The sequence below is a fragment of the Microbacterium flavescens genome, assembly GCF_018588945.1.
Taxonomy (GTDB): domain Bacteria; phylum Actinomycetota; class Actinomycetes; order Actinomycetales; family Microbacteriaceae; genus Microbacterium; species Microbacterium flavescens.
This window is the reverse complement of sequence record NZ_JAFIWA010000006.1, coordinates 294,704-317,882: the sequence shown is the minus strand read 5'-3', so window position 1 is coordinate 317,882 and position 23,179 is coordinate 294,704. Positions and strand designations below refer to the sequence as shown.

At 70.8% G+C, this 23,179-nt stretch carries 20 protein-coding genes and 1 tRNA gene; 7 read left to right on the top strand and 14 right to left on the bottom strand.

Annotated features, from left to right (window positions below; all coding sequences use genetic code 11):
• From JX005_RS13570 to JX005_RS13545, 6 genes are all read right to left on the bottom strand, one after another.
• Positions 1-834, bottom strand: an 834-nt coding sequence (locus JX005_RS13570) for a serine/threonine-protein kinase (RefSeq protein WP_214468068.1), incomplete at its 3' end; no start/stop codon positions are given.
• Entirely contained in the window at positions 831-2,288 is a 1,458-nt protein-coding gene (locus JX005_RS13565) for a peptidoglycan D,D-transpeptidase FtsI family protein (protein ID WP_214468067.1), read from the bottom strand. The genes JX005_RS13570 and JX005_RS13565, both read right to left, overlap by 4 nt.
• 1 nt (position 2,289) lies before the next feature.
• On the bottom strand, positions 2,290-3,690 hold the full coding sequence (locus JX005_RS13560; RefSeq protein ID WP_214468066.1) for an FtsW/RodA/SpoVE family cell cycle protein: 1,401 nt from the start codon (positions 3,688-3,690) through the stop codon (positions 2,290-2,292).
• Positions 3,687-4,925, bottom strand: coding sequence for a PP2C family protein-serine/threonine phosphatase (locus tag JX005_RS13555; protein ID WP_214468065.1), 1,239 nt, complete (start codon positions 4,923-4,925; stop codon positions 3,687-3,689). Before JX005_RS13555 ends, JX005_RS13560 begins: the two co-directional genes overlap by 4 nt.
• A 17-nt stretch (positions 4,926-4,942) precedes the next feature.
• Positions 4,943-5,482 (bottom strand): FHA domain-containing protein FhaB/FipA, encoded by a 540-nt coding sequence (locus JX005_RS13550; RefSeq protein ID WP_214468064.1) that lies wholly within the window; start codon positions 5,480-5,482, stop codon positions 4,943-4,945.
• Positions 5,479-6,225: an FHA domain-containing protein gene (locus JX005_RS13545; RefSeq protein WP_214468063.1), complete on the bottom strand. Its 747-nt coding sequence runs from the start codon at positions 6,223-6,225 to the stop codon at positions 5,479-5,481. The genes JX005_RS13550 and JX005_RS13545 overlap by 4 nt, the downstream gene beginning before the upstream one ends.
• 156 nt (positions 6,226-6,381) lie before the next feature.
• Between JX005_RS13545 and JX005_RS13540 the strand changes: the two genes are divergently transcribed.
• Positions 6,382-6,465 (top strand) — tRNA-Leu (locus JX005_RS13540).
• 53 nt (positions 6,466-6,518) lie between these two features.
• Here the strand turns inward: JX005_RS13540 and JX005_RS13535 are convergent.
• Both JX005_RS13535 and JX005_RS13530 read right to left on the bottom strand, forming a co-directional pair.
• On the bottom strand, positions 6,519-7,004 hold the full coding sequence (locus tag JX005_RS13535) for a GNAT family N-acetyltransferase (RefSeq protein WP_214468062.1): 486 nt from the start codon (positions 7,002-7,004) through the stop codon (positions 6,519-6,521).
• 27 nt (positions 7,005-7,031) lie between these two features.
• Positions 7,032-7,670, bottom strand: a complete 639-nt coding sequence (locus JX005_RS13530) for a GntR family transcriptional regulator (protein ID WP_214468061.1) — start codon at positions 7,668-7,670, stop codon at positions 7,032-7,034.
• 374 nt (positions 7,671-8,044) lie between these two features.
• Here JX005_RS13530 and JX005_RS13525 point away from each other — a divergent pair, with 374 nt between their 5' ends.
• Positions 8,045-8,251 (top strand): cold-shock protein, encoded by a 207-nt coding sequence (locus tag JX005_RS13525; RefSeq protein ID WP_191765018.1) that lies wholly within the window; start codon positions 8,045-8,047, stop codon positions 8,249-8,251.
• Positions 8,252-8,381: 130 nt separating this feature from the next.
• Here JX005_RS13525 and JX005_RS13520 read toward each other — a convergent pair whose 3' ends face one another.
• From JX005_RS13520 to JX005_RS13500, 5 genes are all read right to left on the bottom strand, one after another.
• Positions 8,382-10,457 carry a bifunctional lysylphosphatidylglycerol flippase/synthetase MprF gene (locus JX005_RS13520; RefSeq protein ID WP_214468060.1) on the bottom strand — a complete coding sequence of 692 codons (2,076 nt, stop codon included), beginning with the start codon at positions 10,455-10,457 and terminating at the stop codon, positions 8,382-8,384.
• A gap of 27 nt (positions 10,458-10,484) precedes the next feature.
• Entirely contained in the window at positions 10,485-11,750 is a 1,266-nt protein-coding gene (locus tag JX005_RS13515) for a hypothetical protein (protein ID WP_214468059.1), read from the bottom strand.
• Complete coding sequence (locus JX005_RS13510; RefSeq protein WP_214468058.1) at positions 11,743-12,426, bottom strand: HAD hydrolase-like protein; 684 nt, start codon at positions 12,424-12,426, stop codon at positions 11,743-11,745. Before JX005_RS13510 ends, JX005_RS13515 begins: the two co-directional genes overlap by 8 nt.
• Before the next feature lie 192 nt (positions 12,427-12,618).
• A complete protein-coding gene (gene nucS, locus JX005_RS13505) occupies positions 12,619-13,314 on the bottom strand; it encodes an endonuclease NucS (protein ID WP_214468057.1) in 696 nt (231 codons plus the stop codon).
• A gap of 34 nt (positions 13,315-13,348) precedes the next feature.
• Positions 13,349-14,578, bottom strand: coding sequence for an MFS transporter (locus JX005_RS13500; RefSeq protein WP_214468056.1), 1,230 nt, complete (start codon positions 14,576-14,578; stop codon positions 13,349-13,351).
• 80 nt (positions 14,579-14,658) lie between these two features.
• Between JX005_RS13500 and JX005_RS13495 the strand changes: the two genes are divergently transcribed.
• The gene (locus tag JX005_RS13495) at positions 14,659-15,702 is read left to right on the top strand and encodes a LacI family DNA-binding transcriptional regulator (RefSeq protein ID WP_214468055.1); all 1,044 of its coding nucleotides are present in this window, start codon (positions 14,659-14,661) and stop codon (positions 15,700-15,702) included.
• A gap of 86 nt (positions 15,703-15,788) precedes the next feature.
• Here the strand turns inward: JX005_RS13495 and JX005_RS13490 are convergent, their stop codons facing one another.
• Positions 15,789-17,336, bottom strand: coding sequence for a hypothetical protein (locus JX005_RS13490; RefSeq protein WP_307858591.1), 1,548 nt, complete (start codon positions 17,334-17,336; stop codon positions 15,789-15,791).
• Between the two features lie 183 nt (positions 17,337-17,519).
• Between JX005_RS13490 and JX005_RS13485 the strand changes: the two genes are divergently transcribed.
• The 4 genes from JX005_RS13485 to JX005_RS13470 are packed head-to-tail and all read left to right on the top strand — an operon-like array spanning position 17,520 to position 23,171.
• Positions 17,520-20,441 (top strand): Na+/H+ antiporter subunit A, encoded by a 2,922-nt coding sequence (locus tag JX005_RS13485; protein ID WP_214468054.1) that lies wholly within the window; start codon positions 17,520-17,522, stop codon positions 20,439-20,441.
• A complete protein-coding gene (locus JX005_RS13480) occupies positions 20,438-20,983 on the top strand; it encodes a Na(+)/H(+) antiporter subunit C (RefSeq protein WP_214468053.1) in 546 nt (181 codons plus the stop codon). Before JX005_RS13485 ends, JX005_RS13480 begins: the two co-directional genes overlap by 4 nt.
• Positions 20,980-22,578 (top strand): Na+/H+ antiporter subunit D, encoded by a 1,599-nt coding sequence (locus JX005_RS13475; protein WP_214468052.1) that lies wholly within the window; start codon positions 20,980-20,982, stop codon positions 22,576-22,578. The genes JX005_RS13480 and JX005_RS13475 overlap by 4 nt, the downstream gene beginning before the upstream one ends.
• Positions 22,575-23,171, top strand: a complete 597-nt coding sequence (locus JX005_RS13470) for a Na+/H+ antiporter subunit E (protein WP_307858590.1) — start codon at positions 22,575-22,577, stop codon at positions 23,169-23,171. The genes JX005_RS13475 and JX005_RS13470 overlap by 4 nt, the downstream gene beginning before the upstream one ends.
• The last annotated feature ends 8 nt before the right edge of the window (positions 23,172-23,179 follow it).

Sequence of the window (23,179 nt, the reverse complement as noted above, 5' to 3'; positions counted from 1 at the left end):
GGCGGCTGCCGCGACATCCCCTCGACGAAGCGCCGTCGCGGCCCGGGCGACGGCGGCCGCCGACGCAGGACGCTCTTCGGGCTTCTTGGCGATCATCGCCATCACGAGGTTCTGCACCGGGACCGCCACCGTGGGCGGGAGCGGCGGAGGCTGCTCGTTGATCTGCGCCATCGCGATGGCGACCTGCGACTCGCCCGTGAACGGGCGCTTCCCCGCCAGGCACTCGTACGCCACGATGCCGAGCGAGTACGTGTCGGTCGCGGGCGACGCCGGGTGACCCGACGCCTGCTCGGGTGAGAGGTACTGCACCGTGCCCATGACCTGGCCGGTCGCCGTCAGCGGCACCTGGTCGGCGATGCGGGCGATGCCGAAGTCGGTGATCTTCACGCGGCCGTCGGGCGTGATCAGCAGGTTGCCCGGCTTGATGTCGCGGTGCACGAGGCCGGCCGCGTGTGCGGCCTGAAGCGCGGCGGACGTCTGCGCGACGATGTCGAGGGTCTTGTCGGTGGAGAGAGAGCCGTCGCGCTCGAGGATGGTCGACAGGGCTTCGCCTGGAACCAGCTCCATCACGAGGAAGGCGCTGCCGTTCTCCTCGCCGTAGTCGAAGACGCTCGCGATGCCCTCGTGGTTCACCAGGGCCGCGTGCCGTGCCTCGGCGCGGAAGCGCTCGAGGAATCCGGGATCGCCCATGTACTCGTCTTTGAGGATCTTGATGGCGACCGTCCGTCCGATGACGTGGTCGGTCGCCTCCCAGACCTCACCCATGCCGCCGATCGCGATTCGCGAATCAAGCTCGTAGCGGCCGCCGAAGGTCACGCCCTGCGTCGGTCTCATCTGCCCAGCACCGCCTCCATGACCTTCTTCGCAATAGGCGCGGCGATGGTGTTGCCGCTCCCTGCCTGACCTTGCCCGCCGCCGTCTTCCACGACGACCGCAACGGCGACCTGCGGGCTCTCCGCGGGCGCGAACCCGGTGAACCACAGCGTGTATGGATCGTCCGGCCCGTTCTCCGCGGTACCGGTCTTCCCGGCCACGTCGACGCCCTCTATTCTTGCACCCGACGCCGCGCCATCACTGACATTGGCGACCATCATCGCGATGAGTTCGTCCGCGATGTCCTCGTCGAGGGCTCGAGCGAACTCCGTGCTTTCGTAGGTCTCCTGCACCGAGAGGTCGGGTCCGATCACGCGGTCGACCATCCGGGGGTTCATCACCGAGCCGCGGTTGGCGATGCCGGCCGAGACCATCGCCATCTGCAGAGGAGTCGCCGTCACCTGACCCTGGCCGAATCCCGACAGTGCGGTCTGCGCGTCGTCCAGCCCCCGCGGGTAGCTCGACGGCGTGGACACGACCGGCAGCTCGAACGACAGGTTGAACCCGTACTTCTCGGCCTCTTCGCGGATCGCGGTGTCGCCGAGTTCGACCGCGAGCTCGGCGAACGGGATGTTGCAGCTCAGGCGGAGCGCGTCGGCCAGCGTCACCGTCGCACCGGGTCCGCAGGTGCCGCCGCTGGCGTTGTGCACGACGCTGCTCGACTCCGGCAGCTGGTAGGTCGCGGGGTTCGGGAAGGTCGACTGCGGCGTGTAGTCGCCCGACGCCAGTGCGGCGGACGCGACGACGAGCTTGAACGTGGAGCCCGGAGGGTTCAGATCTCCTGCGAGCGCGCGGTTCGACAGCGGCTTGCCGGCGTCGGCGACCAGCGCATCGTAGGTCGCATTGACCTCGGCGGTGTTGTGCGCGGCGAGCAGGTTGGTGTCGAAGCTGGGGCTCGTCACCATCGCCAGCACGCGCCCGGTGGACGGCTCGATCGCAAGGACGCCGCCTTCGAGGTCGCCGAGCGCCTCGTACGCGGCGCGCTGTACGGCGGCGTCGAGCGACAGCACGACGTTGGACCCGCGCGGCGGCTGGCCGGTGAAGATCCGCTCGATCCGCGACAGGAACTGCGAACCTGCCGTGCCGCTGAGGTACGAGTTCATCGCCTGTTCGATCCAGGTCGACGACCCGAGGGCGGGGTTGATGTAGCCCGTCACCGGCGCCCACATGTCGGCGTCGGTGTACACCCGCTGCCAGCTGTAGACGTCGTTGGACGGGACGGACGAGGCGATCGCCGCGCCGCTGGCGATGATCGAGCCGCGCTGCACCTCGTACGAGTCGTACAGCGCGCGCGTGTTGCGCGGGTTCTGGGCCAGCTCTTCGGCGTTGACGACCTGGATCCAGCTCGTCGAGCCGAACAGCGCGAGGAACATGATCAGCATCAGGATGCTGAGGCGTCTCAACTCTTTGGTCATGTCAGCCGATCACCACCCGGGGACGACTGCGGACGGCATCCGAGATGCGCAGCAGCAGCGCCACGATGATCCAGTTGGCCACGAGCGACGAGCCGCCCGCTGCGAGGAACGGCGTGGTCAGACCCGTGAGCGGAATGACGCGCGTCACGCCGCCGACCATGATGAACACCTGCAGGGCGATCGTGAACGACAGCCCGGTGGCGAGGAGCTTGCCGAAGTCGTCCTGACCGGCGAGACCGATGCGGATGCCGCGGCTGATGAAGACCATGTACAGGCAGAGGATCGCGAACACGCCGATGAGGCCCAGCTCCTCGCCCAGCGCGGGGAGGATGTAGTCGCTCTCGGCGACCGGGGTGAGGTACGGACGGCCCTGGCCGAGACCCGTGCCGATGAGCCCGCCCTGCGCGAGGCCGAAGATGCCCTGGACGAGCTGGTAGCTGCCGCCGTTGGCGTCGATGACCGCGGGGTTGAAGGCATCCAGCCAGTTCGTGAAGCGCCCGTTCACGTAGGACAGCACCTGCGACGCGAGGAACGCACCGGCTGCGGCGAGCGCCACACCGATGAGGACCCAGCTCGTCTTGCCCGTCGCGACGTAGAGCATCGCGACGAACATGCCGAAGATCAGCAGGCCGGTGCCGAGGTCGCGCTGCATGACGATGATGCCGAGCGAGATCAGCCAGAGCACGAGGAGGGGACCGAGTTCTCGAGCCCGGGGCCACGTCATGCCGAGGAAGCGCGTGCCGACGGACGTCAGGCTCTCGCGCGTGCGCACCAGGTAGCCCGCGAAGAAGATCGCGAGCGAGATCTTGGCGAGCTCACCGGGCTGGAACGAGAAGAAGCCGAGGGACACCCACACGTCAGCGTTGGCATCGGTGCCGAGGCCCGGAATGATCGGCAGGATCAGGAGGCCCACGCCGACGAAGCCGAAGATGTAGGTGTAGCGGAACAGCACCCGGTAGTTGCGCAGCAGCAGGACCACCAGCACGGCGCCGATCAGCGCGATGGCGGCCCAGGCGAGCTGGCGCGTCGAGAACGCCTCCCACCCGTGCCGGTCGCGGGCCAGGTCGATCCGGTAGATCATCGCGAGGCCCAGGCCCGTCAGCAGCGTGGCGATCGGCACGACGAAGGGGTCGGCGTCGCGCGCGCGCAGACGCAGCACGATGTGCAGTGCGACGACGAGGGCCGTGAGGCCGCCGCAGTAGACGAGGAAGGTCCAGTCGATCGCGTCGACGGCGCCCAGCTGGACCAGGGCGACGGCCGAGCCGTTGATCGCGAACGCGAACACCAGCAGGGCCAGCTCCCGGTTGCGCTGCGTCTGGGGCACGCGGATGCGGCGCAGGGCGCGCACGACCGCGGTATCGGCGGAGACCGCCTCGGTCGCGGTGTTCGTCGGGCCGCTCATCCGCCTCCTCCCGCGGTTTCGCTGATCGTCTGCACGATACGGCGCGCGTCTGAGAGCGAGCTCGCCGAGATGGTCTGCTCGACGGTGGCCCGCGCGAACTCGGACAGCGAGTCGAGGGGGATCTGGGTGTCCTCGTACGGAGTCGAGAGCGAAAGGGGGCCGATGCCCTGCTGCACGCCCTGGAAGATCACGACCGTGTCCTCGTCAGCGCCGACGTAGTAGCGGGTCTGGGTCCACTGGTAGCCGATCCACAGCGCGCCGGCGATGATCGCGAGCACGAGCATCACACCGACGAACCAGCCGATGCGCCGCCGGCGGACGCGCCTGCGGTCCTCCTCGATCAGCTCCTCGAGGAACTCGGCCGCAGGCTCGAAGTGCGTGGGCTCGTTGGCCGCCTGGCGGTTGGGGTGCAGCCAGCTCGTGCGGCCGGGCCGCGCGGCGGGCACGTCGACCCCGACCGGGTTGGACGCCGAGCCGACGACGGTGGGAGTGCCGGAGAAGAGCGGATGCTGCCCCCCGACGTCCACGATCACGATCGTGACGTTGTCGGGGGCGCCGCCGTCGAGCGCCTGCTTGAGAAGGCTGTCGGCGGTCCGGCCGGGGGCCAGCCCGAGCGCGAGGGTCTTCGACGTGTGCGGGTCGTCGACGACGCCGGAGAGCCCGTCCGAGCACAGCAGCCACCGGTCGCCCGGCTGCGTCGGCATGATGAAGGTGTCGAGCTCGGGATCGGGATCCATGTCTCCGAGCACGCGCATGAGCACCGAGCGACGCGGGTGGTAGCGCGCCTCCTCGGGCGTGATGCGGCCGGAGTCGACCAGGCGCTGCACGAAGGTGTGGTCGGTCGTGATCTGCGTGAGTGCGCCGTCACGGAAGAGGTAGATGCGCGAGTCGCCGATGTGCGCGATGACGGCGTAGTCGTCGACCATCACGAGCGCGCTGACCGTGGTGCCCATGCCGGCGAGTTCCGGGCGCTCGTTCACGGTGTCGATCAGCTGGGTCGCGGCATCCCCGATCGCATCGCGCAGCTCGCGTTCGGCCTCGCCCGTCGAGGCGTACGGACGATCGAGGCCCTGCAGGCGGGCGATGGCCAGGCTCGACGCCACGTCACCGCCGGCATGGCCGCCCATGCCATCGGCCACCACGAACAGGTTCGAGCCGGCATAGCCGGAGTCCTGGTTGTTGGAGCGCACCTTGCCGGTGTGCGAGATGGCGGCGCTCGAGCCCTGGAAGACCATAGGTGGTGGTACCGCCGCTACTTCCGCAGCTCGAAGGTCGTGGCGCCGACCTTGATGGGCGCGCCGATCGTCACGGGTGCGGGGGCGGTGACGCGGGCGCCGTCATGCCAGGTGCCGTTGGTCGAATCGAGGTCCTGGATCATCCACTGGTCGCCCCACAGCACGAGCCGCGCGTGGTGGCTGGAGGTGTAGTCGTCGCGGATGACGAGGGCCGACTCGCTCGAGCGCCCGATCGTCAGGGGCTCGTTGCCGAGGGGCAGCTCGATGCCCGCCTTGGGCCCGCTGGTGATCACGATGCGCGACACGGAGGCGGCCGTGGCCGGCCCGCCCTTGGGGCCGGAGGGCACGGCTGCGGGTGAGGGGGCGACCGCCGCGGTGGCTCCGCCCGTGCGCGCCGCCGCAGCGGGGGCCGGCGCTCCGGCGGGAGCGACCTCGGGCATCTTGCGGACCTTGACCCCGAAGAGGTCGGCGCGCAGCGAGTAGATCACCGCGAACACGAAGGCCCACAGCAGGACGAGGAAGCCGATCCGCAGGAGCAGGAGGGTGAGTTCGCTCACGACAGGGGTCCTCCGTCGCGCAGGTCGTAAGCGCGTGTGGCATCTTCGGCGGTCATCGTCGGCTTGGGCGGCGGCGCGGCCTGTGCGACGACGTGGAACACGATGTCGGTCCGGCCGATCGTGACGGTCGAGTCCGGCGGCAGCGCGGCTTCGGCGACCTTCCGGCCGTCGAGCAGCGTGCCGTTCGTCGACTTGAGGTCGCGGACCATGGCGCGCTCGCCGTCCCAGAGGATCTCGACGTGCTTCCGGCTGGTGCCGGCGTCGGCGACGGTGATGTCCGCGTCGCTGCCGCGCCCGATCACCGTGCGGCCCTTGACGAGCGGATGCCGCTTCCCCGCGATGTCGACGACTCCGCGCCACGACACCCGGCCGCCCTGCGCGGTCGACGACTCGACCCGCAGCGTGCCCGTGGAGATCTGGTCGTCGCGCAGCAGCGAGATCGATACGGGACCCGCGAACGAGTACCCCTGCGACTTGGCGTGCTTGTGCACGAGCGTGTCGAGCTCGTGCCCCAGGGCGGTCCCGAGGGCGCCCATCTTCTCGTCGTCGGTGGGCGACAGATGCACCGTGAACGTGTTGGGCGCGAGGATGCGGTCGCGGCTCACGACGGCAGCCTTCTTGTCGAGCTCGCTGCGCAGTGCGGAGGCGATCTCGACGGGTTGGATACCGCTGCGGAAGGTCTTGGCGAACGCGCTGTTCACTGCGCGCTCGAGACCTTTCTCGAAGCTGTCAAGTAGTCCCACGGGGCTCCTCGGACGGGGGGTGCCGGTTGGTACATGCTAGTTGCACACGCTGGGATGCCCACCAACCCGGCCCTGGGAGTCCCGGTTCGGGTCGGCGCTTCGTGCGTGATATCCTCGGGAAGTTGAGTTTCGCGGCGTTTCCGGATGCCGCGGCTCGCGCGAGTGGCGGAATAGGCAGACGCGCTGGCTTCAGGTGCCAGTGCCCGAAAGGGCGTGGGGGTTCAACTCCCCCCTCGCGCACAGAGCGCGGAAAGGCTCCCCGAAAGGGGGGCCTTTCTTCTTTCCCCGGATGCCTACTCCAGCGTCGGCACGAGCGTGAAGACGATCTCCTCCACCTCGCGGCCGAGGCCGGGTGCGAAGTCGACGTTGCGTGACACCTCGGTGAAGCCGAGCTTTCGCAGCACTGCGATCGAGCCGGCGTTGTGGGCCGCGGCGCGCGCGAACAGCGGGCGGGCGGGCTCGCGCGAGACGAGCAGACGCACCGCGGCCGTCGCCACGCCGCGGCCGCGGGCGTGCGGGGCGATCCAGAAGCTGATCTCGCGGTCGCCGTCGACGGTGAAGGCGGCCGCCGTGCCGGCGAAGCCGCCGTTCTCGGTGACGACCTGGAGCAGCACGTCGGCGTTCTCGCGCTGACGGGCGATCCAGGCGTCGAACGCTGCGCGGTCGTCGGGGTCGGACGCGGTGAACGCCGCCATGGCGATGCCCTCGGGATCGCGCATCATCTCGAACACGGCGTCGAGGTCGTCGTCGTCGAGATCGCGCAGCTCGATGTGGTTCACACGCCCACCGTAGCGAGCGCGGCCGACTCAGGTCAGGCCGTGAAGCTCGCGCAGGAGGGCCTCGGCGCGCGCGCCGTCACGCTGGACGAGGGCATCCCGGAACTCCTCGTACGCCGAGGTGCGGCCGATGGGGCACTCGATGATCGGCCGCCACGTCGCGAGGTTGCGGCGGATGGCGACCTCGGCCTCGCGCATGAACCGGAGGATCGCGACGTTGCCGGTCGCCTTCGTCAGCAGGGCGAAGAACGGACCGCTCGCGCGCATCAGCTCGGCGTAGTCGTCGGCGCGGGATGCCGCGATCACCGCGTCGAGCTCGGCGATCGCTCCGTCGAGCTGCTCGTCGGAGCCGTGGACCGTCGCCATCCGCGCCGCGTTGCCCATCAGGTAGGCGACGAACTCGAGGGTGTCGGCCTCCGCCTTGCTGTTGGGCACCGACACGCGCGTGTAGCGATGGGGCGAGACCTCGACGAGACCGACCCGCTCCAGCCGCTGCAGTGCTTCGCGCACCGGCGTGCGCGAGACGCCCAGCCACTCGGCCAGATCGTGGTCGCGGAGGCGCTCGCCGGGAGCGAGGCTTCCGTCGAGGATCGCCTCGCCCAGGCGCGTGTAGACCTCGTCACCGAGAACGGTGCCGCGGGGGACGAGGGGGGCGAGGGGGACGGACATGTGCGACCAGTGTACGACTGCCGATTCACGCGCATGTATCGGTCTGCGAACGATCGTGGAAGCGGGTTCGGAAGCGTTCTATCACACGACCCACGCTCATCGCGAGACCCCGTCCCGACCTCGCCGAACGCCCGATATATCGGTACGATGAGCCTGTCACGCTTCGGCGTGGCCTATCCGGGGGGATCCGTCGACGCCCGGGCTTCGAGCACTGCTCAGCCCGGGCGTCCGATGGGACTGCGGTGTTTCGACGCGCGCCCTCTGCAACATTTCTGTCACGCCCGCTGAAACCCCTAGCGAAGCCGCCCCCCTGCACCATTACTTTGGAGGGGACTCGTCGCATCAGCGCGGGCACCATCGAAGAACGGCAAGTAATGAGCACGCAGGGCACCGTCAAGTGGTTCAACTCGGAGAAGGGCTTCGGCTTCATCGCTCCCGATGAGGGTGGCGCAGACGTCTTCGCGCACTACACCGCCATCGCGGCGAGCGGATACCGCTCCCTCGAGGAGAACCAGCGGGTCGAGTTCGAGATCGCCCAGGGCCCCAAGGGCCTGCAGGCGGAGAACATCCGCCCCATCTGATCCTTCGGACCCTCGGGTCCGGCATCAACGGAGCTGCGCCGCGGCATCTCCCCCGTCGATCTGACGGAGAGCGGATGCCGCGGCCCAGCCGCGCCCGGCCATTGCCGGGCGCTTTCCTTCTGCCCAGTGGTCAGTCGCGGTCGCCCCGCACGAGCTCCCTGCCCGCGCCGGCGAACTGACGCAGGGTCGCGTCGGGGAGGAAGGCCCGGGTGAGCCCGGCGCCGATGCGCGTCAGGTCGGCCTCGTCGCGGAACAGAAGGTACATGGTCTCGTAGCGCGGGTGGAACTTGCTCTTGAACCGGTGCAGCGACTGGAAGCCGTAGACCGGCTCGAGCATGCCGGCCAGCCAGTCCGACAGCGAGGCGATGGCTCCGGCATCCGGCGGGTAATCATGAGCCAGCGGCGCACCCGACAGCGACATGATCTCCGCTCCCTCGTCGGAGAAGAGGCGGGCCGACGAGGCGATGAGGTACTCCATCACGGGCCCGAATCCGCCCTCGCGCCGGCGCATGAGGTCGAGCGTCCACCCCCGCACGACGCCGTCGCCGCCGTACACCGGCAGCCACGAGAGGAATCCGTCCACGTCGCCCCGCGGGGAGACGGCCAGCGCAAGGCGCACCTCGGGGTCCTCCGCCTGATCGAGCGTGCCGAGTGTGAACCCCATCTCGGGCAGCCCCTTGTCGCCCACCCACATCTCCGAGATCGCCCGGAGCTGCTGGCGGATGCCCCACGGCTCGTCGGCGAGCCGCGTCATGCGGAACGTCATCTCCTCGCGGCCCGCGCGGTTGAGCGAGGTGCGCACGGCGCTCCACTGCTTTCCGGTGAACTCGAGTCCGGGGAGGTCGACGATCGTGTCGTCCGCCACCACGATGCTGCGCCAGCCCGCCGGCACGGCGGCACGCGTCGCCTCGCTCGCACTGAAGAAGCAGGGCACGAGTCCGGCGAGCTCCGCCGCGCGGATGAATGCGACGACGGACTCCCCTCGGGATGCCTCGTCCCCGAGCGGATCTGCCAGGACGATGGCGACCCCGGCGCGGCGCTGGTACGTCACGATGCCGCCGGAGGAGGTCCGGGCGTAGCTGTTGCCCTCCCACGTGGTCATCCACGACAGCGTGCCGCCGCCGTGGGCCCGCAGGGCGGCCTTGGCGTCGTCGACGGTCGGCACGGGCTGCTCGCCGAGGACGTCCTTGCGGCGGGCGCCGAACGCGCGGCGCACCCAGACCAGGTAGACGAGCAGCAGGAGCCACAGTGCGGACTGGGCGATCGCGACGTTGAAGTCGCCGATCCGGTCGTCGAGCCGATCGGCGCCGAGCACGACGGCGAGCACGACGATGAGCGCTCCGGTGAGCACGTTCACGACAGCGAGCACGATCGTCCAGATCCACGCCCACCGTCGCCCGCGGCGCAGCCCGTTCGCGAGGAGCCCGACCACGACGACGTCGAGGGCGATGTCGAGGAACGACCCTCCGGCCGCCCGGGTGTGGCCGAACGGACCGTCGGTCGGAAGCAGCAGGGTCAGCAGCTCGACGGCGAGGATCACCAGCGCCGCGACGAACGCGATCAGCCGCTGCTCGCGCACAGTCGTGCGCTGGATCCGCAGCGACCGGTCGACGAAGAGCACCAGCAGCACCGCGAATGCGTGCTCGAGGTCGGCGAGCGATCCCCAGAAGAACAGCGTCACGAACGAGAACCCGAGCACGATGAACCACGCCCGCACGCGCCACGGCGACACGAGCAGGCCGGCGGCCGCCGCGATCCCGGCGAGCGTGCCGCCGGACGGCCCGACGTCGAGCATCGTCGCCTCCATCTGCGCCCACGGCCACGGCAGAGCCGATGCGACCCACAGGAACAGCGCGCTCGCGAAGATCGCGAAGAGCTGCCCGATGCCGAAGTAGCCGAGGGCGGCAACCGACCCGCGGCGGTGCTCGAGGTAGGCGAGCCCGGCGAAGCTCGGGATCACGAAGGCGTAGACGAGGGGGTGGTCGACGAAGAACGTGCCCGTGAAGGGGGTCCACCATCGTCCCTCGGCAAGCGCCGGGAGCCCGTAGGCGACGGTGTCGAAGAGCGGATCGTCGACGAAGGGGCGCCACAGCCCGCCCCACACGATGCCCACGACGAGGAGGGCGCCGATGAGCGACAGCGTGACGGGGATCCGTGCCAGCACGGCGAGGACGGGACGGCTCGAGCGCGTCGCGGCGTCGGTCATTCCCTCACGATAGCGACGGCGTCGGGATCAGCGTCCGCCGAGCCGGGCGTAGTCGGCGAGGGCCTTCGCGTCCTCGGCGTGCCGCAGTGCGCGGCGAGCGGCATCCAGCGCCGAGACCGGGTCGCCCACCTGCCGAGCCTGCGCGAGCTCGTGCTGGGCCGAGATGAGCCGGGCGCGGGCGTCTGCTCCGCCGCGCGAATGGGAGACGGATGCCTCGGCCTGCGCGATCGCGTTGCGCGCGGCGGCAAGGGTTCCGGGCAGTGCGGTGCGCGCGCCGCGGAGGCGCTGCTGCGCGGTGCGGGCGTCGCCGAGTGCGAGGTCGAGCCGGTCGCGCAGGCGCGCGATGCGATCGACCGTGCGCGACGGGTGTCGCGCGCCCTCGTCCTCGGCGCGCGACAGCTCCGACTCGATCGCGCGCAGCTCCGCGCCGAGCCGCTCGGCGTCGTCGGGGTCGAGGTGCTCGCGCGTCACGGCGGCCTGTCGCAGTGCGGTGCGCGCGGCCTCGACCTCGCCCGGCACGGCCTGCGATGCCTGGAGCACGAGCCGGTGCGACTCCTCCAGGATGCGGGCGTCCGCCTCGGCCTGACGCAGCGCACGCTCCGCCGCACCGAGTTCGGCGAGGACGCTCCGCGACGGGTCGGCGGCATGCGCCGCGGCCGTCTCGAGCAGGCGTTGCGCCTCTGCGGCCTCGGCGAGGGCGTCGTGCGCTGCGCGCGAGGCATCCCGCCACTCCTCCTCGGCGAAGCGCGACGACAGTTCGGCGACCAGCGCCGACGGATCGCCCATCGACGCGCGCAGCTGCGCGAGACGCTCGTGCGCGGCGGCGACCTGGTTCGCCGCGGACACGTTCGCGTCGACCCAGGCGGCGTGCTCGGCGCGCGCGGCCGCGATCGACTTCAGCGCCTCGGTCGAGCGACGGTCGATGCGCTCAGCCGCGCGGCGGATGTCGGCGGGTGAGGACGCCGACGCCGACAGGCCGCGGTACTCGTCGAAGCACTCGTCGCGGACGTGCTGTGCGTTCATGCGGGCGCGGCGCAGCGAGACCGGAGCCCCGCCGCCGTACAGCGCTCCGGACAGCCCGACCTCGAGCTCGAGCTCCGACACCTCGTCGTCGAGGCGGACGAGCGTTGCGCCGGCGCGGATGCGCTCCGCCTCGGCGGCCGCCCGCGCACGCGGTGACCGCCGGGCGCGCCGGATCGACCACGCCAGGACGGCGACCAGGATGGCCGTCACGCCGAACACGACCACCGCCGGCACCAGCCACGCGAGGATCGGCTCGACGGTCTCAGCCATCGGAGTCCTCGAAGAGCAGCAGCGCGCGCAGCTGGGCGACGTCGTCGACCGCGGCCTGTGCGCCGTCGGCCTCGTGCGGCCAGCTGAAGCCCCAGCGCACGAAGATCACCGGGACGCCATGGGCGGCGCCGCCCTCGACGTCGTGGTGGCGGTCGCCCACGAGCACCGGGCGGCTCGTGTCGACGCCGGCGGCATCCAGCCTGCGGAGGGCCTCGGCGACGATGTCCGACTTGGCGCTGAGCGTCTTCTCGTCGGGAGTCGCGCCGACGATGGCGGTGAGCGAGGTCGAGAGATCGAAGTGGTCCATGAGGGCGACGACCTGCACCTCGGGCTTGGAGCTCGCCGTCGCCTGCGGGATGCCGGCGGTCGCGACATCCCGAATCAGATCGTCGATGCCGTCGAAGAGCTTCGCGCCCGTCGTGTAGCCGTCGGCCTTGCCGAGCACGCGGTAGAACGCGACCGCCTCGGTCGCCTCGGCGGGCGTCATGCCGACGTTGACCTGGAAGGACTCGTACATCGGCGGGCCGATCCAGTGCACGAGCTCCGCCCGCGTCGGCGGGCGCTTGCCGAAGTGCTCGAGCGTGGTCGTCAGCCGGCGCAGGATGCCGTCGGACGCATCGACGATCGTGCCGTCGACGTCCCACAGAACGCAGGTCCAGGGCGATCGGGTCGGCATGCCTCCCACCCTATGGCGACCCGCGGGGTGCCCTCGTCCGCGAGACGGCATCCGCACCCCGAAACCGCATCCCGTAGCCGTGGTCTCGGTGCCCCGATGCGGTCTCGCGGAAAGTCGGGGGCCGGCGGGAGCGGCGGGCGGGGCCGGGGGGACGGCCGTGGCCGGGGCCGGTGCCCGGCGACCAGGGGCGGGTCAGAAGAGGCGGGGGGCGCCGGACTCGATGCCCTTCATGCCCTCGTAGTCGAGGGTGACGCAGCGGATGCCGCGATCGGCGGCCAGCACCTTCGCCTGCGGCTTGATCTCCTGCGCAGCGAACACGCCGGTGACCGGGGCGAGGTGGGGGTCACGGCCGAGCAGCTCGAGGTAGCGCGTGAGCTGCTCGACGCCGTCGATGTCGCCGCGGCGCTTGACCTCGACGGCGATCGTGCCGCCGGCCGGGTCGCGCAGCAGCAGGTCGACCGGACCGATCGCGGTGGGGAACTCGCGGCGGACGAGCGTGAGGTTGTCCCCTATCACGTCCACCTGCTCGGCGAGGAGGCGCTGCAGGTCGGCCTCCACGCCGTCCTTCTGAAGTCCCGGGTCGATCCCGAGCTCGTGCGACGTGTCGTGGAGCACCTCGTAGATGCGCACGAGCAGGGCATCGCCGGTCTTGGCGTGCGTCACCCGCCAGTGCTCGAGCACACCCGCGGCGGCGGACTCGGCATCCGGAATCTCGACGTCGAGACGGCACGGCGGGCTCATCCAGTTCAGCGGCTTGTACGAGCCGCCGTCGGAGTGCACGAGCAGGCTGCCGTCGCCCTTGTGCACGAGCAGACGCGTCGCGAGCGGGAGATGCGCGGTGAGCCGACCGGTGTAGTCGACGGAGCAGCGGGCGATGACGAGACGCACCCGACGAGCCTAGCCCGCGTCGAGCCGGCCCCGATCAGTGGTGCGACTGGCCGACGCCGACCTTCGAGCCCGCGATGGGCTTGGCCGCGCCCGAGGCGAAGCCCGACAGCGCGATGAGGGCCACGATGATCCAGAGGGTGGGCAGGATCCCGATCTGGTGGCTGATCCAGCCGAGCACGGGCGGGCCGCACAGGAACGCGAGGTAGCCGATGGTCGCGGCGGCGGAGACGGATGCCGCGGCCTTCGCCGGATCGTCGGCGGCGGCCGACATCCCCAGCGGGAAGCCGAGGGAGGCGCCGGCGCCCCACAGGGCGACGCCGACGAAGGCGAGGGGGACATTCGGCGCCAGGATGAACATGACCAGGCCCGCGCCGGCGGCGACCGCGAGCACTCGGAGGGTCCAGACTCGGCCGATGCGGTCGACGATCGGACCGCCGAGGACGCGGAACACGGTCATGGACACGGAGAAGACGGTGAGGGCGATGGCGCCGACCGCCTCGGTCTGGCCGTGGCCGTCGACCATCGCGATCGTCAGCCAGTCGTTGGCGCTGCCCTCGGCGAACGCCATGCCGAGCATGATGGCGCCGATCGCATAGGTGCGCGGATCGCGCCAGACCGCGAGCTGCTCGATGAGCCGCTCGCGACGACTGGTCGGAGTCGCCGGGTCGTCGTGCATCGTCTCGCGCACCGGCACCGCACGGAGGGCCACGAGCCCGGCGGCGAGCACGAGCGCGCCGACGATCCACAGGTGCCACGCGACACCGACGTTCCACGCCGCCATGAGCACGCCGAATCCTGCGCCGGCGACCGTGCCGAGGCTGAAGAACGCGTGGAACAGCGGCATCAGCGTGCGCCCGAACGACTGCTCGACGGCCGCCGCCTCTACGTTCATCATGACGTCGGTGGCGCTCATGCCCATGCCCATGAGCGCGAGCCCGATCGCGGTGACCGCGTACGACTCGAGGAACTGCACGCCGAAGCCGACGACGGCGACGCCGACGGAGAACGCGATGATCGTGAGCAGCATGCCGCGGCGGGCGCCCCACCGCACCACGAGGACGTTCGCGAGCGAGAGGCCGACGATGGCGGCGGCGCCCGAGATGAAGAGCAGGATGCCGATCTCGAGGTCGTTGATCCCCAGATCGCGCTTGACCGCAGGAAGACGAGCGGCCCACGACGCGAAGCCGAGGCCCGTCACGAAGAAGATCGTGAAGACGGCGGTGCGCCAGTTGACGAGCTGGGCGCGCGAGAGAACCTGATCCACCCGACAACGGTAGCGGGCGTCGATCCTCCTGTCGAATCGATTCGACGCCCGTGATGACAGCCAGGTACCATCGAACGGACATGAGCACGCGCCGAGCCACCATCTCCGACGTCGCACGCGAGGCAGGAGTCTCGCCGTCGACCGCGTCGGTGGTGTTCAGCGGTAAGACGCCGGTATCCGACGCCACGCGCCGCAGGGTGCTCGACGCCGCCTCGGCGCTCGGCTACACCGGCCCCGACCCGCGCGCGGCATCCCTGCGCCGCGGCCGTTCGGGCATCGTCGGGGTCGTCTTCGAGGAGCACCTCGGCACCGCCTTCCTCGACCCGGTGAAGACGCTCATGATGGACGGACTCTCCGACGGCGTCGCCCCGCTGGGCGCCGGGCTTCTCCTGCTGCGCGACCGCGAGCCCGACGGCGGCTCGTCGCTGACCACCGCGCCGCTCGACGCGGCGGTGCTCGTCGGCTGCAGCGGCCACCTGCGTCAGTCGCTCGCGGCGGTGCGGGCACGCGGCATCCCGGTCGTCGTCATCGAGGGGGATGCCGGAGACGACGTCCCCCGGATCGGGCTGGACAACCGCGAGGCCCAGCGGCAGGCCGCGAGCCACCTGCGCGCGCTCGGGCACCGCAAGGTGTCGATCGTCGCGCTGCCGGCCCGCGCCGGCTGGGAGGCGGGCTGGATCCTCGACGGCACCGCGATCACGATCGACGTCACGCGCGAGCGGCTCGCCGGAGCGAGGGATGTGTTCCCGGATGCCGCGGCCTACGCCGCCGGCGGAAGCTTCATCGACGAGGGACTCGCGGCAGGCCGTCTGCTCTTCGCCGATCCGGCCGACCGTCCGACCGCGGTCATCGCGCAGAGCGACCTTCTGGCCGCAGGTGTCATCCGCGCCGCCGAGGAGGCCGGGCTGAGCGTTCCGGGCGACGTCAGCGTCACCGGCTTCGACGGCATCGTGGTCGACGGGCTCGCGCCCTACGAGCTGACGACCCTCGTGCAGCCGGCGGCCGACAAGGGCCGCGCGGCGGGCCGGGCCGTCACCGCGATGCTCGACGGCGACACCGCCGCGTCGATCCGCTTCACGTGCGACTTCCGCGAGGGCAATACGACCGGTCCCGCGCCCGTCTGACCCTGCCGGTCCTCACGCGACATCGTGTTTTCGACGAGACGGCGTGCGTATGACGGCGTTTCATCGCGGATCCGCTGTCTCGCGGCTCACGAGCGCTGAGGCCCGAGCTCGAGTGCGCGGTCGCCGAAGTCGGCGATCGTGTATCTGCCGCAGTCGATCAGCTCCGCGTCGTCGATCGAGGCTCCGTCGGGCAGGGCGAACGGCACGGACTGGGCGTCGATCACGAGGAACGAGACGTCGCCGATCGCGAAGTCGTCGCGGTTCACGAGCCAGGCGTAGCCGCGCAGCTCGTGGTCCACCTGCACGAGGCGGCGCGGGTCGTCGAGGTGCGCCTTCGCGAGCCGGATCGTCCAGAACTGGCCCGCGCCGGTGCGGGCCGAGGCATCCGTCCACTCCACGACGCAGTCGAGATCCGGGTCGGGCGCGGTCGCGGCTGAGGCGATGCGCGGGATGCCGACGGCCGACGCGACCACGACGGCGACCGCCGTCGCGCCGGCGAGCACCGGAAGGGCGACGCGTCGAACTCCGAGGCGCGGGATCAGCGCGGGCAGGACCACGAGTCCGAGGATCGGCGCGAACGCGATGGGCTCGAGGTACCGGGCGGCGTGCGTGCCGAGGACGACCGCGCCGACCACCACGAGCAGGGGCATGAGCCACCCGCACGCCGCGACCACGGCGGCGCCGAGGTCGCGCCGGCGCGTGAGCAGGATCGACGCGACGATGCACCACACCCACAGCGCGAGGCCGAGCACCACGCCCAGCGCTCCCGCCACGGTGCTCGCGCGCTCGCCGACGAGCGCCTCGTAGTAGGCGGCCGACTCGAGCCAGCGCGACGGGTCGGCGTAGTCGGTGCCGGTGTTCGCGATGAGCCGGCCGAGCGGCAGCCGCAGGACGAACCCCGTGAGAGAGCCGCCCACGAGCGCCGCCCCCAGCCACAGCGCGGAGCGCCGCTCGGGTCCTGCGCCGCCTACGGCCACGACGGCGAGCACCACCACGAGAGGGACGACGGCCCAGGCGGCGAAGAGCGGATTGGTGAGGACGGATGCCGCGGCCACGGCCCCCAGCACCCATCCGGGCCACCGGCGACCCGGCCGATCGAGCGCGCGTCTCACCGTGCCGACGGCGATCACCGAGGCGATGACGGTCGCGCTGTAGTACGTCGTGGTCAGAAGGAGCGACGCCGGCTCGAGCGCATCGCGGCTCGGCGACGACTCGGTCACCGCGACGAGCCCGAAACCCGACAGCGCGAGCAGCGCGCCGGCGACCGGTGCGCGGCGCGCGCCGGCTGATCCGGCGGCGATCCGCAGCGCCGCGTACAGTCCGAGCAGGTTGACGACCGCCGCAGCCGCGAGGGTGCCGGCCACCCCCAGCCCGGCCCGCGAGAGCAGCACCACCCCGGCGCTCTCGGGCAGGAAGAGCACCGTCGACATCGCCCAGTCCTGCGGCTGGCCGACGGCGAGCGATCGCGCCACGAGGGTCGTGACGAGCGAGTCGCCGTCGCGGAAGAGCAACTCCGACCGCGGTCCTGCCGCGACCACGGCCGTGACGGCCACGGCGATCGCCAGTGCGACCAGGGCGCCGAGCGCTTCCCGCGCCCAGCGCGGCGTGCGCGTCACGGCGGGTTCGGCGGCCACGGGTCCACTCTGGCACGGCGGGTCGCGGCATCCGCTCGATCGGTTCCGATGGGTGGCGAGGGGGCGGGTTCGGCGAGCGGGCGCGACCACGGCCGCCTCTCGGCCCCGTTAGACTCGTTCCGACACCCTGATCGCCCGAGCTGCGCGCGGGAGCCCCCGGCCGACGACCATGAGGAGGCCCCCATGCTCCTCATCCTCGGCGCGTTCGCGCTCATGCCGCTGATCCTTCCGTGGCTGACCGCCCGCATCGGCGCCCGCGCCTTCTACGTCGCGGCGGTGCTGCCGATCGTCGCCTTCGCTCAGGCGGTGGCACTGAGCCCGGCCGTCTTCGCAGGGGATCCGCCGTTCGAGTCGTACGCGTGGATCACGCCGCTCGGCATCGAGCTGTCGATGCGCATGGACACCCTCGGCTGGCTCATGGCGCTCATCGTCACGGGCGTCGGCGCTCTCGTCATGATCTACTGCCGCTGGTACTTCCGGGGGAAGACCGACAACCTCGGCCAGTTCTCCGCCGTGCTGCTCGCGTTCGCGGGCGCGATGTACGGCCTCGTGCTCACCGACGACCTCGTCGTTCTCGTGATGTTCTGGGAGATCACGAGCGTCCTGTCGTACCTGCTCATCGGCTACTACAACCGCCGCGCGGCCAGCCGCCGCGCCGCGCTGCAGGCCCTGCTGGTGACGTCGCTCGGCGGACTCGTCATGCTCATCGGCGTCGTGCTGATGGTCGTCGACGCCGGCACTTCGAGCATCTCCACCATCCTCTCCGAGGCGCCGACCGGCCCGGTCGTCGACGCGGCGCTCGTGCTGCTGCTCGTGGGGGCCTTGAGCAAGTCGGCGATCTTCCCCTTCCACTTCTGGCTCCCCGGCGCGATGGCCGCGCCGACCCCGGTCAGCGCGTACCTGCACGCCGCGGCGATGGTGAAGGCCGGCATCTACCTCATCGCCCTCCTCGCCCCGGTATTCGCCGCTGCACCGACGTGGCGCCCGATCGTCATCTCGCTCGGCGTGTTCACGATGCTGCTCGGCGGATTCCAGGCGCTGCGCGAGACCGACCTCAAGCGCATCCTCGCCTTCGGCACGGTCAGCCAGCTCGGGTTCCTCGCGGTCGTGCTCGGGTACGGCAGCCGCGACACCGCGCTCGCCGGGCTCGCCCTGCTGCTCAGCCATGCCCTGTTCAAGTCGGCGCTCTTCCTCGTGGTAGGCGTGATCGACCGCCAGCTCTCTACGCGCGACATCGCCGAGCTCAGCGGCGTCGGACGCCAGGCACCGGTCATGGCGACGTTCTCGTTCATCGCCATCGCTTCGATGGTCGGCATCTTCCCCACGATCGGGTTCGTCGCCAAAGAAGGCGTCCTCACCGCGTTCCTCGACGAGGCGCTCGCCGGTTCGCCGTGGGGCATCGTCGCCTTCGTCGGTGTCGTGCTCGGGTCGGTCCTGACAGCCGCGTACGGCTTCCGTTTTCTGTGGGGCGCGTTCTGGACGAAGCGGGATGCCTCGCGCCAGGCCCTGCCGGCGACGGCGTGGCCCGATCCGCCCATCGGCTTCCTGGGTGCTCCGGTGCTGCTGTCGGGCCTGACCGTCATCGCCGGGTTCCTCGCGCCGCAGCTCGACGTCGCCTTCGCCGGCTACGCCGGCCGCGCGCCGGCCGGCGCCGCCGAGCATCCGGCCCACCTCGCGCTGTGGCACGGGTTCGAGCCGGCGCTGTGGATCTCGCTCGCCACCATCGTGGTCGGCGCCGTGATCTTCTGGTTCACGGCCCGCGCCGGGTGGTCGAAGCGCATGCTGCCCTTCTCTGCGGCCGACGTCTACAACGGCGTGCTGCGCGGTGTCGCCCGGCTGTCGGTGGTCACCACGAGCTTCACCCAGCGCGGTTCGCTGCCGGTCTACGTCGGCACCATCTTCGTCGTCTTCGTGGCGGCGGAGGGAACCGCCCTGCTCGCGAGCCCGGACTGGCGCGCGGACCTCGACCTGTTCCACACGCCGACGCAGCTCATCGTCGCCCCCATCATGATCGTGGCGGCCCTCGTGGCCGTTCGCGCGCGCAAGCGCTACACCGGCGTCGTGCTGGTCTCCGCGACGGGTCTGGGCATGGTCATGCTCTTCGCAACGAGCGGCGCACCCGACCTCGCGCTCACCCAGATCCTCGTCGAGACGGTGACGCTGGTCGCCTTCGCGCTCGTGCTGCGCCGCATCCCGGCCCGGCTCGGCGAGCACAACGCCTCGGTGTGGCCCGTGGCACGTGCCGTGCTCGGCGCCGCCGTGGGCGCGACGATGGCGGTCGTCGCAGTCGTGGCCACCTCGGCACGCAGCACCAAGCCCATCTCCGAACGCTTCCCCGAGCTCGCCTACGAACTCGGGCACGGCAAGAACGTCGTGAACGTGGCGCTGGTAGACCTGCGCGGCTGGGACACGATGGGCGAGCTGTCGGTGCTCATCCTCGCGGCGACGGGCGTGGCATCCCTCGTCTTCGTCACGCACCGCGCCGACACGCTCTCGCGCGCCATCGCGCCGCTCCCCGCGACCGCCGCGGGCACCCGCCGGCCTCTCGTCGAGACCGCCGACGGCATCAAGCCCCGCGGCGCCGGCGGCGGCCGGATGGCGTGGCTCATCGGGGGCCAGCGCGTCAACCCTGAGAACCGCTCGATCATGCTCGAGGTGATCGTGCGGATCCTGTTCCACACGATCATCATCGTGTCGCTGTACCTGCTGTTCGCCGGCCACAATCTGCCCGGCGGCGGCTTCGCCGGCGGCCTCGTGGCCGGGATGGCGCTCGTCATGCGCTACGTGGCGGGCGGCCGCTACGAACTCGGCGCCGCAGCGCCCACCGACGCCGGCCGCCTCCTCGGCGTCGGCATGTCCATCGCCGTCGCGTGCGCGATCGTGCCCCTGTTCTTCGGCGCCGCACCGCTCACCAGCTTCTTCTTCGACGCCGACCTGCCCATCCTCGGGCACGTGGAGTTCGTCACCTCGACGCTCTTCGACATCGGCGTCTACCTCGTCGTGATCGGCCTCGTGCTCGACGTGCTGCGCAGCCTGGGCGCCGAGGTCGACCGGCAGGCGCTCGAGGCGAGCGCGGGCCACCGACCGGAGGTCACCGTCTCGTGAGAGTCTCCGGAGTCCTGATCATCGTCATGGCGGTGCTCTTCGCGTGCGGTGTGTACGCGATGCTCGAACGCAGCCTCACCCGTGTGCTCATCGGCTTCCTGCTGCTGGGCAACGCCGCCAACCTGCTGCTGCTCATCGTGATGGGCGTCCCCGGCGTCGCGCCCTTCTTCGGCGCGGCCGCCGACCCCGACGAGATGTCCGACCCGCTTCCGCAGGCGCTGACGCTCACGGCGATCGTCATCACGTTCGCGGTGTCGGCCTTCCTCCTCGCCCTGATCTACCGCTCGTGGCAGCTGGGCCAGGCCGACACGGTCGAGGACGACGAGGCCGACCGCGCGGTGCGCGAGCGCACCGCCGACGTCGACGAGACGATGGACGAGGAGATCGAGATCGAGGACGAGGACGACGACGCCACGACGGACTTCGTGGGCCTCGACACCTCGCCGATCACGGTGCTCAGCCCGCGCGACTTCGCCGGACTGCGCGACGACGCGCCCGTGGACCGCCCGCGGCGGCCGCGGGAGGACGGCGACGACGCATGATCGCCCTCGCCCCCGCCCTGGTCCCGCTGCTCGTGACGCTGCCCCTGCTCGGCGCGGCCATCGCGCTGATCGCGGGTCGTCACCGCCACACGCAGGTGATCGTCTCGGTCGCCGCCCTCACACTCACCACGGTCATCTCGGCGATCCTGCTCTACGTGGTGGACTCGACCGGAGACGCCATCGCGGTCTCCGTCGGCGGGTGGCCGATCCCGTTCGGCATCGTGCTCTACGTCGATCGGCTCGCGGCGCTGCTCGTGCTCGTCTCGAGCGTCGTGCTGCTCGCCGTGCTCCTCTTCTCGGTCGGGCAGGGCGCCGCCGACGGCGATGACGAGACGCCGGTCTCGATCTTCCACCCGTCGTACCTGATCCTGGCGGCGGGCATCTTCAACGCGTTCATCGCGGGCGACCTCTTCAACCTCTACGTCGGCTTCGAGATCCTGCTCGTGGCCTCGTACGTGCTCATCACCCTCGGCTCGACCGAGTCGCGCATCCGCACGGGCGTGGTCTACATCGTCGTCTCGCTGGTCTCGTCGATCCTCTTCCTGTCTTCGATCGCCATGATCTACGGTGCCCTCGGCACCGTGAACATGGTGCAGATCTCGCAGCGCATGGGCGAGCTGCCGCAGGAGACCCAGCTCGTCCTGCATCTGATGCTGCTGCTGGCGTTCAGCATCAAGGCCGCGGTGTTCCCGCTGTCGTTCTGGCTGCCCGACTCGTACCCGACGGCGCCCGCGCCGGTCACGGCGGTGTTCGCCGGCCTGCTGACGAAGGTCGGCGTGTACGCGATCATCCGCACCGAGACCGAGCTGTTCCTCGACAACGACGTCAACCAGCTGCTGCTGTGGGTGGCCCTGGCCACGATGATCGTCGGCGTGCTCGGCGCGGTCGCGCAGGCCGAGCTCAAGCGCATCCTGTCGTTCACGCTCGTGAGCCATATCGGCTACATGATCTTCGGGCTCGCGATCGCGACACCCGCCGCGATCGGCGCGACGATCTACTACATGATCCACCACATCGTGGTGCAGACGACTCTGTTCCTGGCCGTCGGGCTCGTCGAGCGTCGGGCCGGCAGCACCTCGATCCTGCGGGTCAAGGGCCTCATGAAGGCATCCCCCGTCATCGCCGTGCTCTACTTCATCCCCGCCGTCAACCTCGGCGGCCTGCCGCCTTTCTCGGGGTTCATCGGCAAGTTCGCCCTCTTCGACGCGGCGGCCGAGGTCGGCACCCCGATCATGATGGTGCTCATCGTGGGCGGCATCCTGACCTCGCTCCTCACCCTCTACGCGCTCATGCGCGCGTGGAACCTCGCCTTCTGGCGCGAGGAGGACGACTCGGCCGAGACCGAGGCGCGAATCTCCTACCTGGGGGCGTCCCCCGGTGGCGTCGACACCGCGCGCCGGGTGATCCCGAGGATCATGACGGCATCGACCGCGGGTATGGTCGCCGTCACCGTCGCGCTGACGATCTTCGCCGGACCGCTCTACGACGCGTGCGCACGCATCGGCGCGGCCCTCCTCGAGCCGGTCACTCTCGTGCAGCTCGAGGAGCAGCACGAGGTCAGCACAGGCGGACTCGGAGAGGAGGTGCAGCCGTGAGCGCCCCCGATGCCACTCCGCGCAGCGGCAAGCGCCTGCTCTTCACCCAGCTGTGGCGTCAGCTGCCGTTCTTCGTCTGGCTCATCGCGCTGTGGATGCTGCTGTGGGGGCAGTTCACGTGGGTGGCGTTCCTCACCGGCCTGATCGCCGCGGTGTTCGTGACCCGCATCTTCCGGCTGCCCCCGGTGGAACTCTCCGGAAGGGTGAACCTGCTGTTCGGCGCGATCTTCGTGTTCGAGTTCCTCGTCGCCCTCGTGCGCGGCTCGCTCATCGTCGCGGCCCAGGTGCTCGACTTCCGGCGGCAGCCGGGCGCGGCGATCATCGCCGTTCCGCTCGTGACCGACGACGACCTGATCATGACCCACACCGGGGTCACTGCTTCCCTCATCCCGGGCTCGCTCATCGTCGACACCGACCGCGACCGCCGCATCCTCTACCTCCACATCATCGGCGTGCGCACCGCCGCCGACGTCGAACATCAGCGCGAGGCCGTGCGCAGGTGGGAGCGTCGCATCGTGATGGCCGTGGGCTCGCGTGCACAGGTGGCGGCAGTGCGAGCGGATGCCGCAACCCGCGCCGGAGGTGGATCGTGAACCTTCTT

Excerpts from the sequence above, each read along its gene's own strand:
- JX005_RS13565 (WP_214468067.1), bottom strand. The coding sequence starts at position 2,288 with ATGACCAAAGAGTTGAGACGCCTCAGCATCCTGATGCTGATCATGTTC.
- JX005_RS13560 (WP_214468066.1), bottom strand. The coding sequence starts at position 3,690 with ATGAGCGGCCCGACGAACACCGCGACCGAGGCGGTCTCCGCCGATACC.
- JX005_RS13555 (WP_214468065.1), bottom strand. The coding sequence starts at position 4,925 with ATGGTCTTCCAGGGCTCGAGCGCCGCCATCTCGCACACCGGCAAGGTG.
- JX005_RS13530 (WP_214468061.1), bottom strand. The coding sequence starts at position 7,670 with ATGTCCGTCCCCCTCGCCCCCCTCGTCCCCCGCGGCACCGTTCTCGGT.
- JX005_RS13525 (WP_191765018.1), top strand. The coding sequence starts at position 8,045 with ATGAGCACGCAGGGCACCGTCAAGTGGTTCAACTCGGAGAAGGGCTTC.
- JX005_RS13520 (WP_214468060.1), bottom strand. The coding sequence starts at position 10,457 with ATGACCGACGCCGCGACGCGCTCGAGCCGTCCCGTCCTCGCCGTGCTG.
- JX005_RS13515 (WP_214468059.1), bottom strand. The coding sequence starts at position 11,750 with ATGGCTGAGACCGTCGAGCCGATCCTCGCGTGGCTGGTGCCGGCGGTG.
- JX005_RS13510 (WP_214468058.1), bottom strand. The coding sequence starts at position 12,426 with ATGCCGACCCGATCGCCCTGGACCTGCGTTCTGTGGGACGTCGACGGC.
- JX005_RS13495 (WP_214468055.1), top strand. The coding sequence starts at position 14,659 with ATGAGCACGCGCCGAGCCACCATCTCCGACGTCGCACGCGAGGCAGGA.
- JX005_RS13485 (WP_214468054.1), top strand. The coding sequence starts at position 17,520 with ATGCTCCTCATCCTCGGCGCGTTCGCGCTCATGCCGCTGATCCTTCCG.
- JX005_RS13475 (WP_214468052.1), top strand. The coding sequence starts at position 20,980 with ATGATCGCCCTCGCCCCCGCCCTGGTCCCGCTGCTCGTGACGCTGCCC.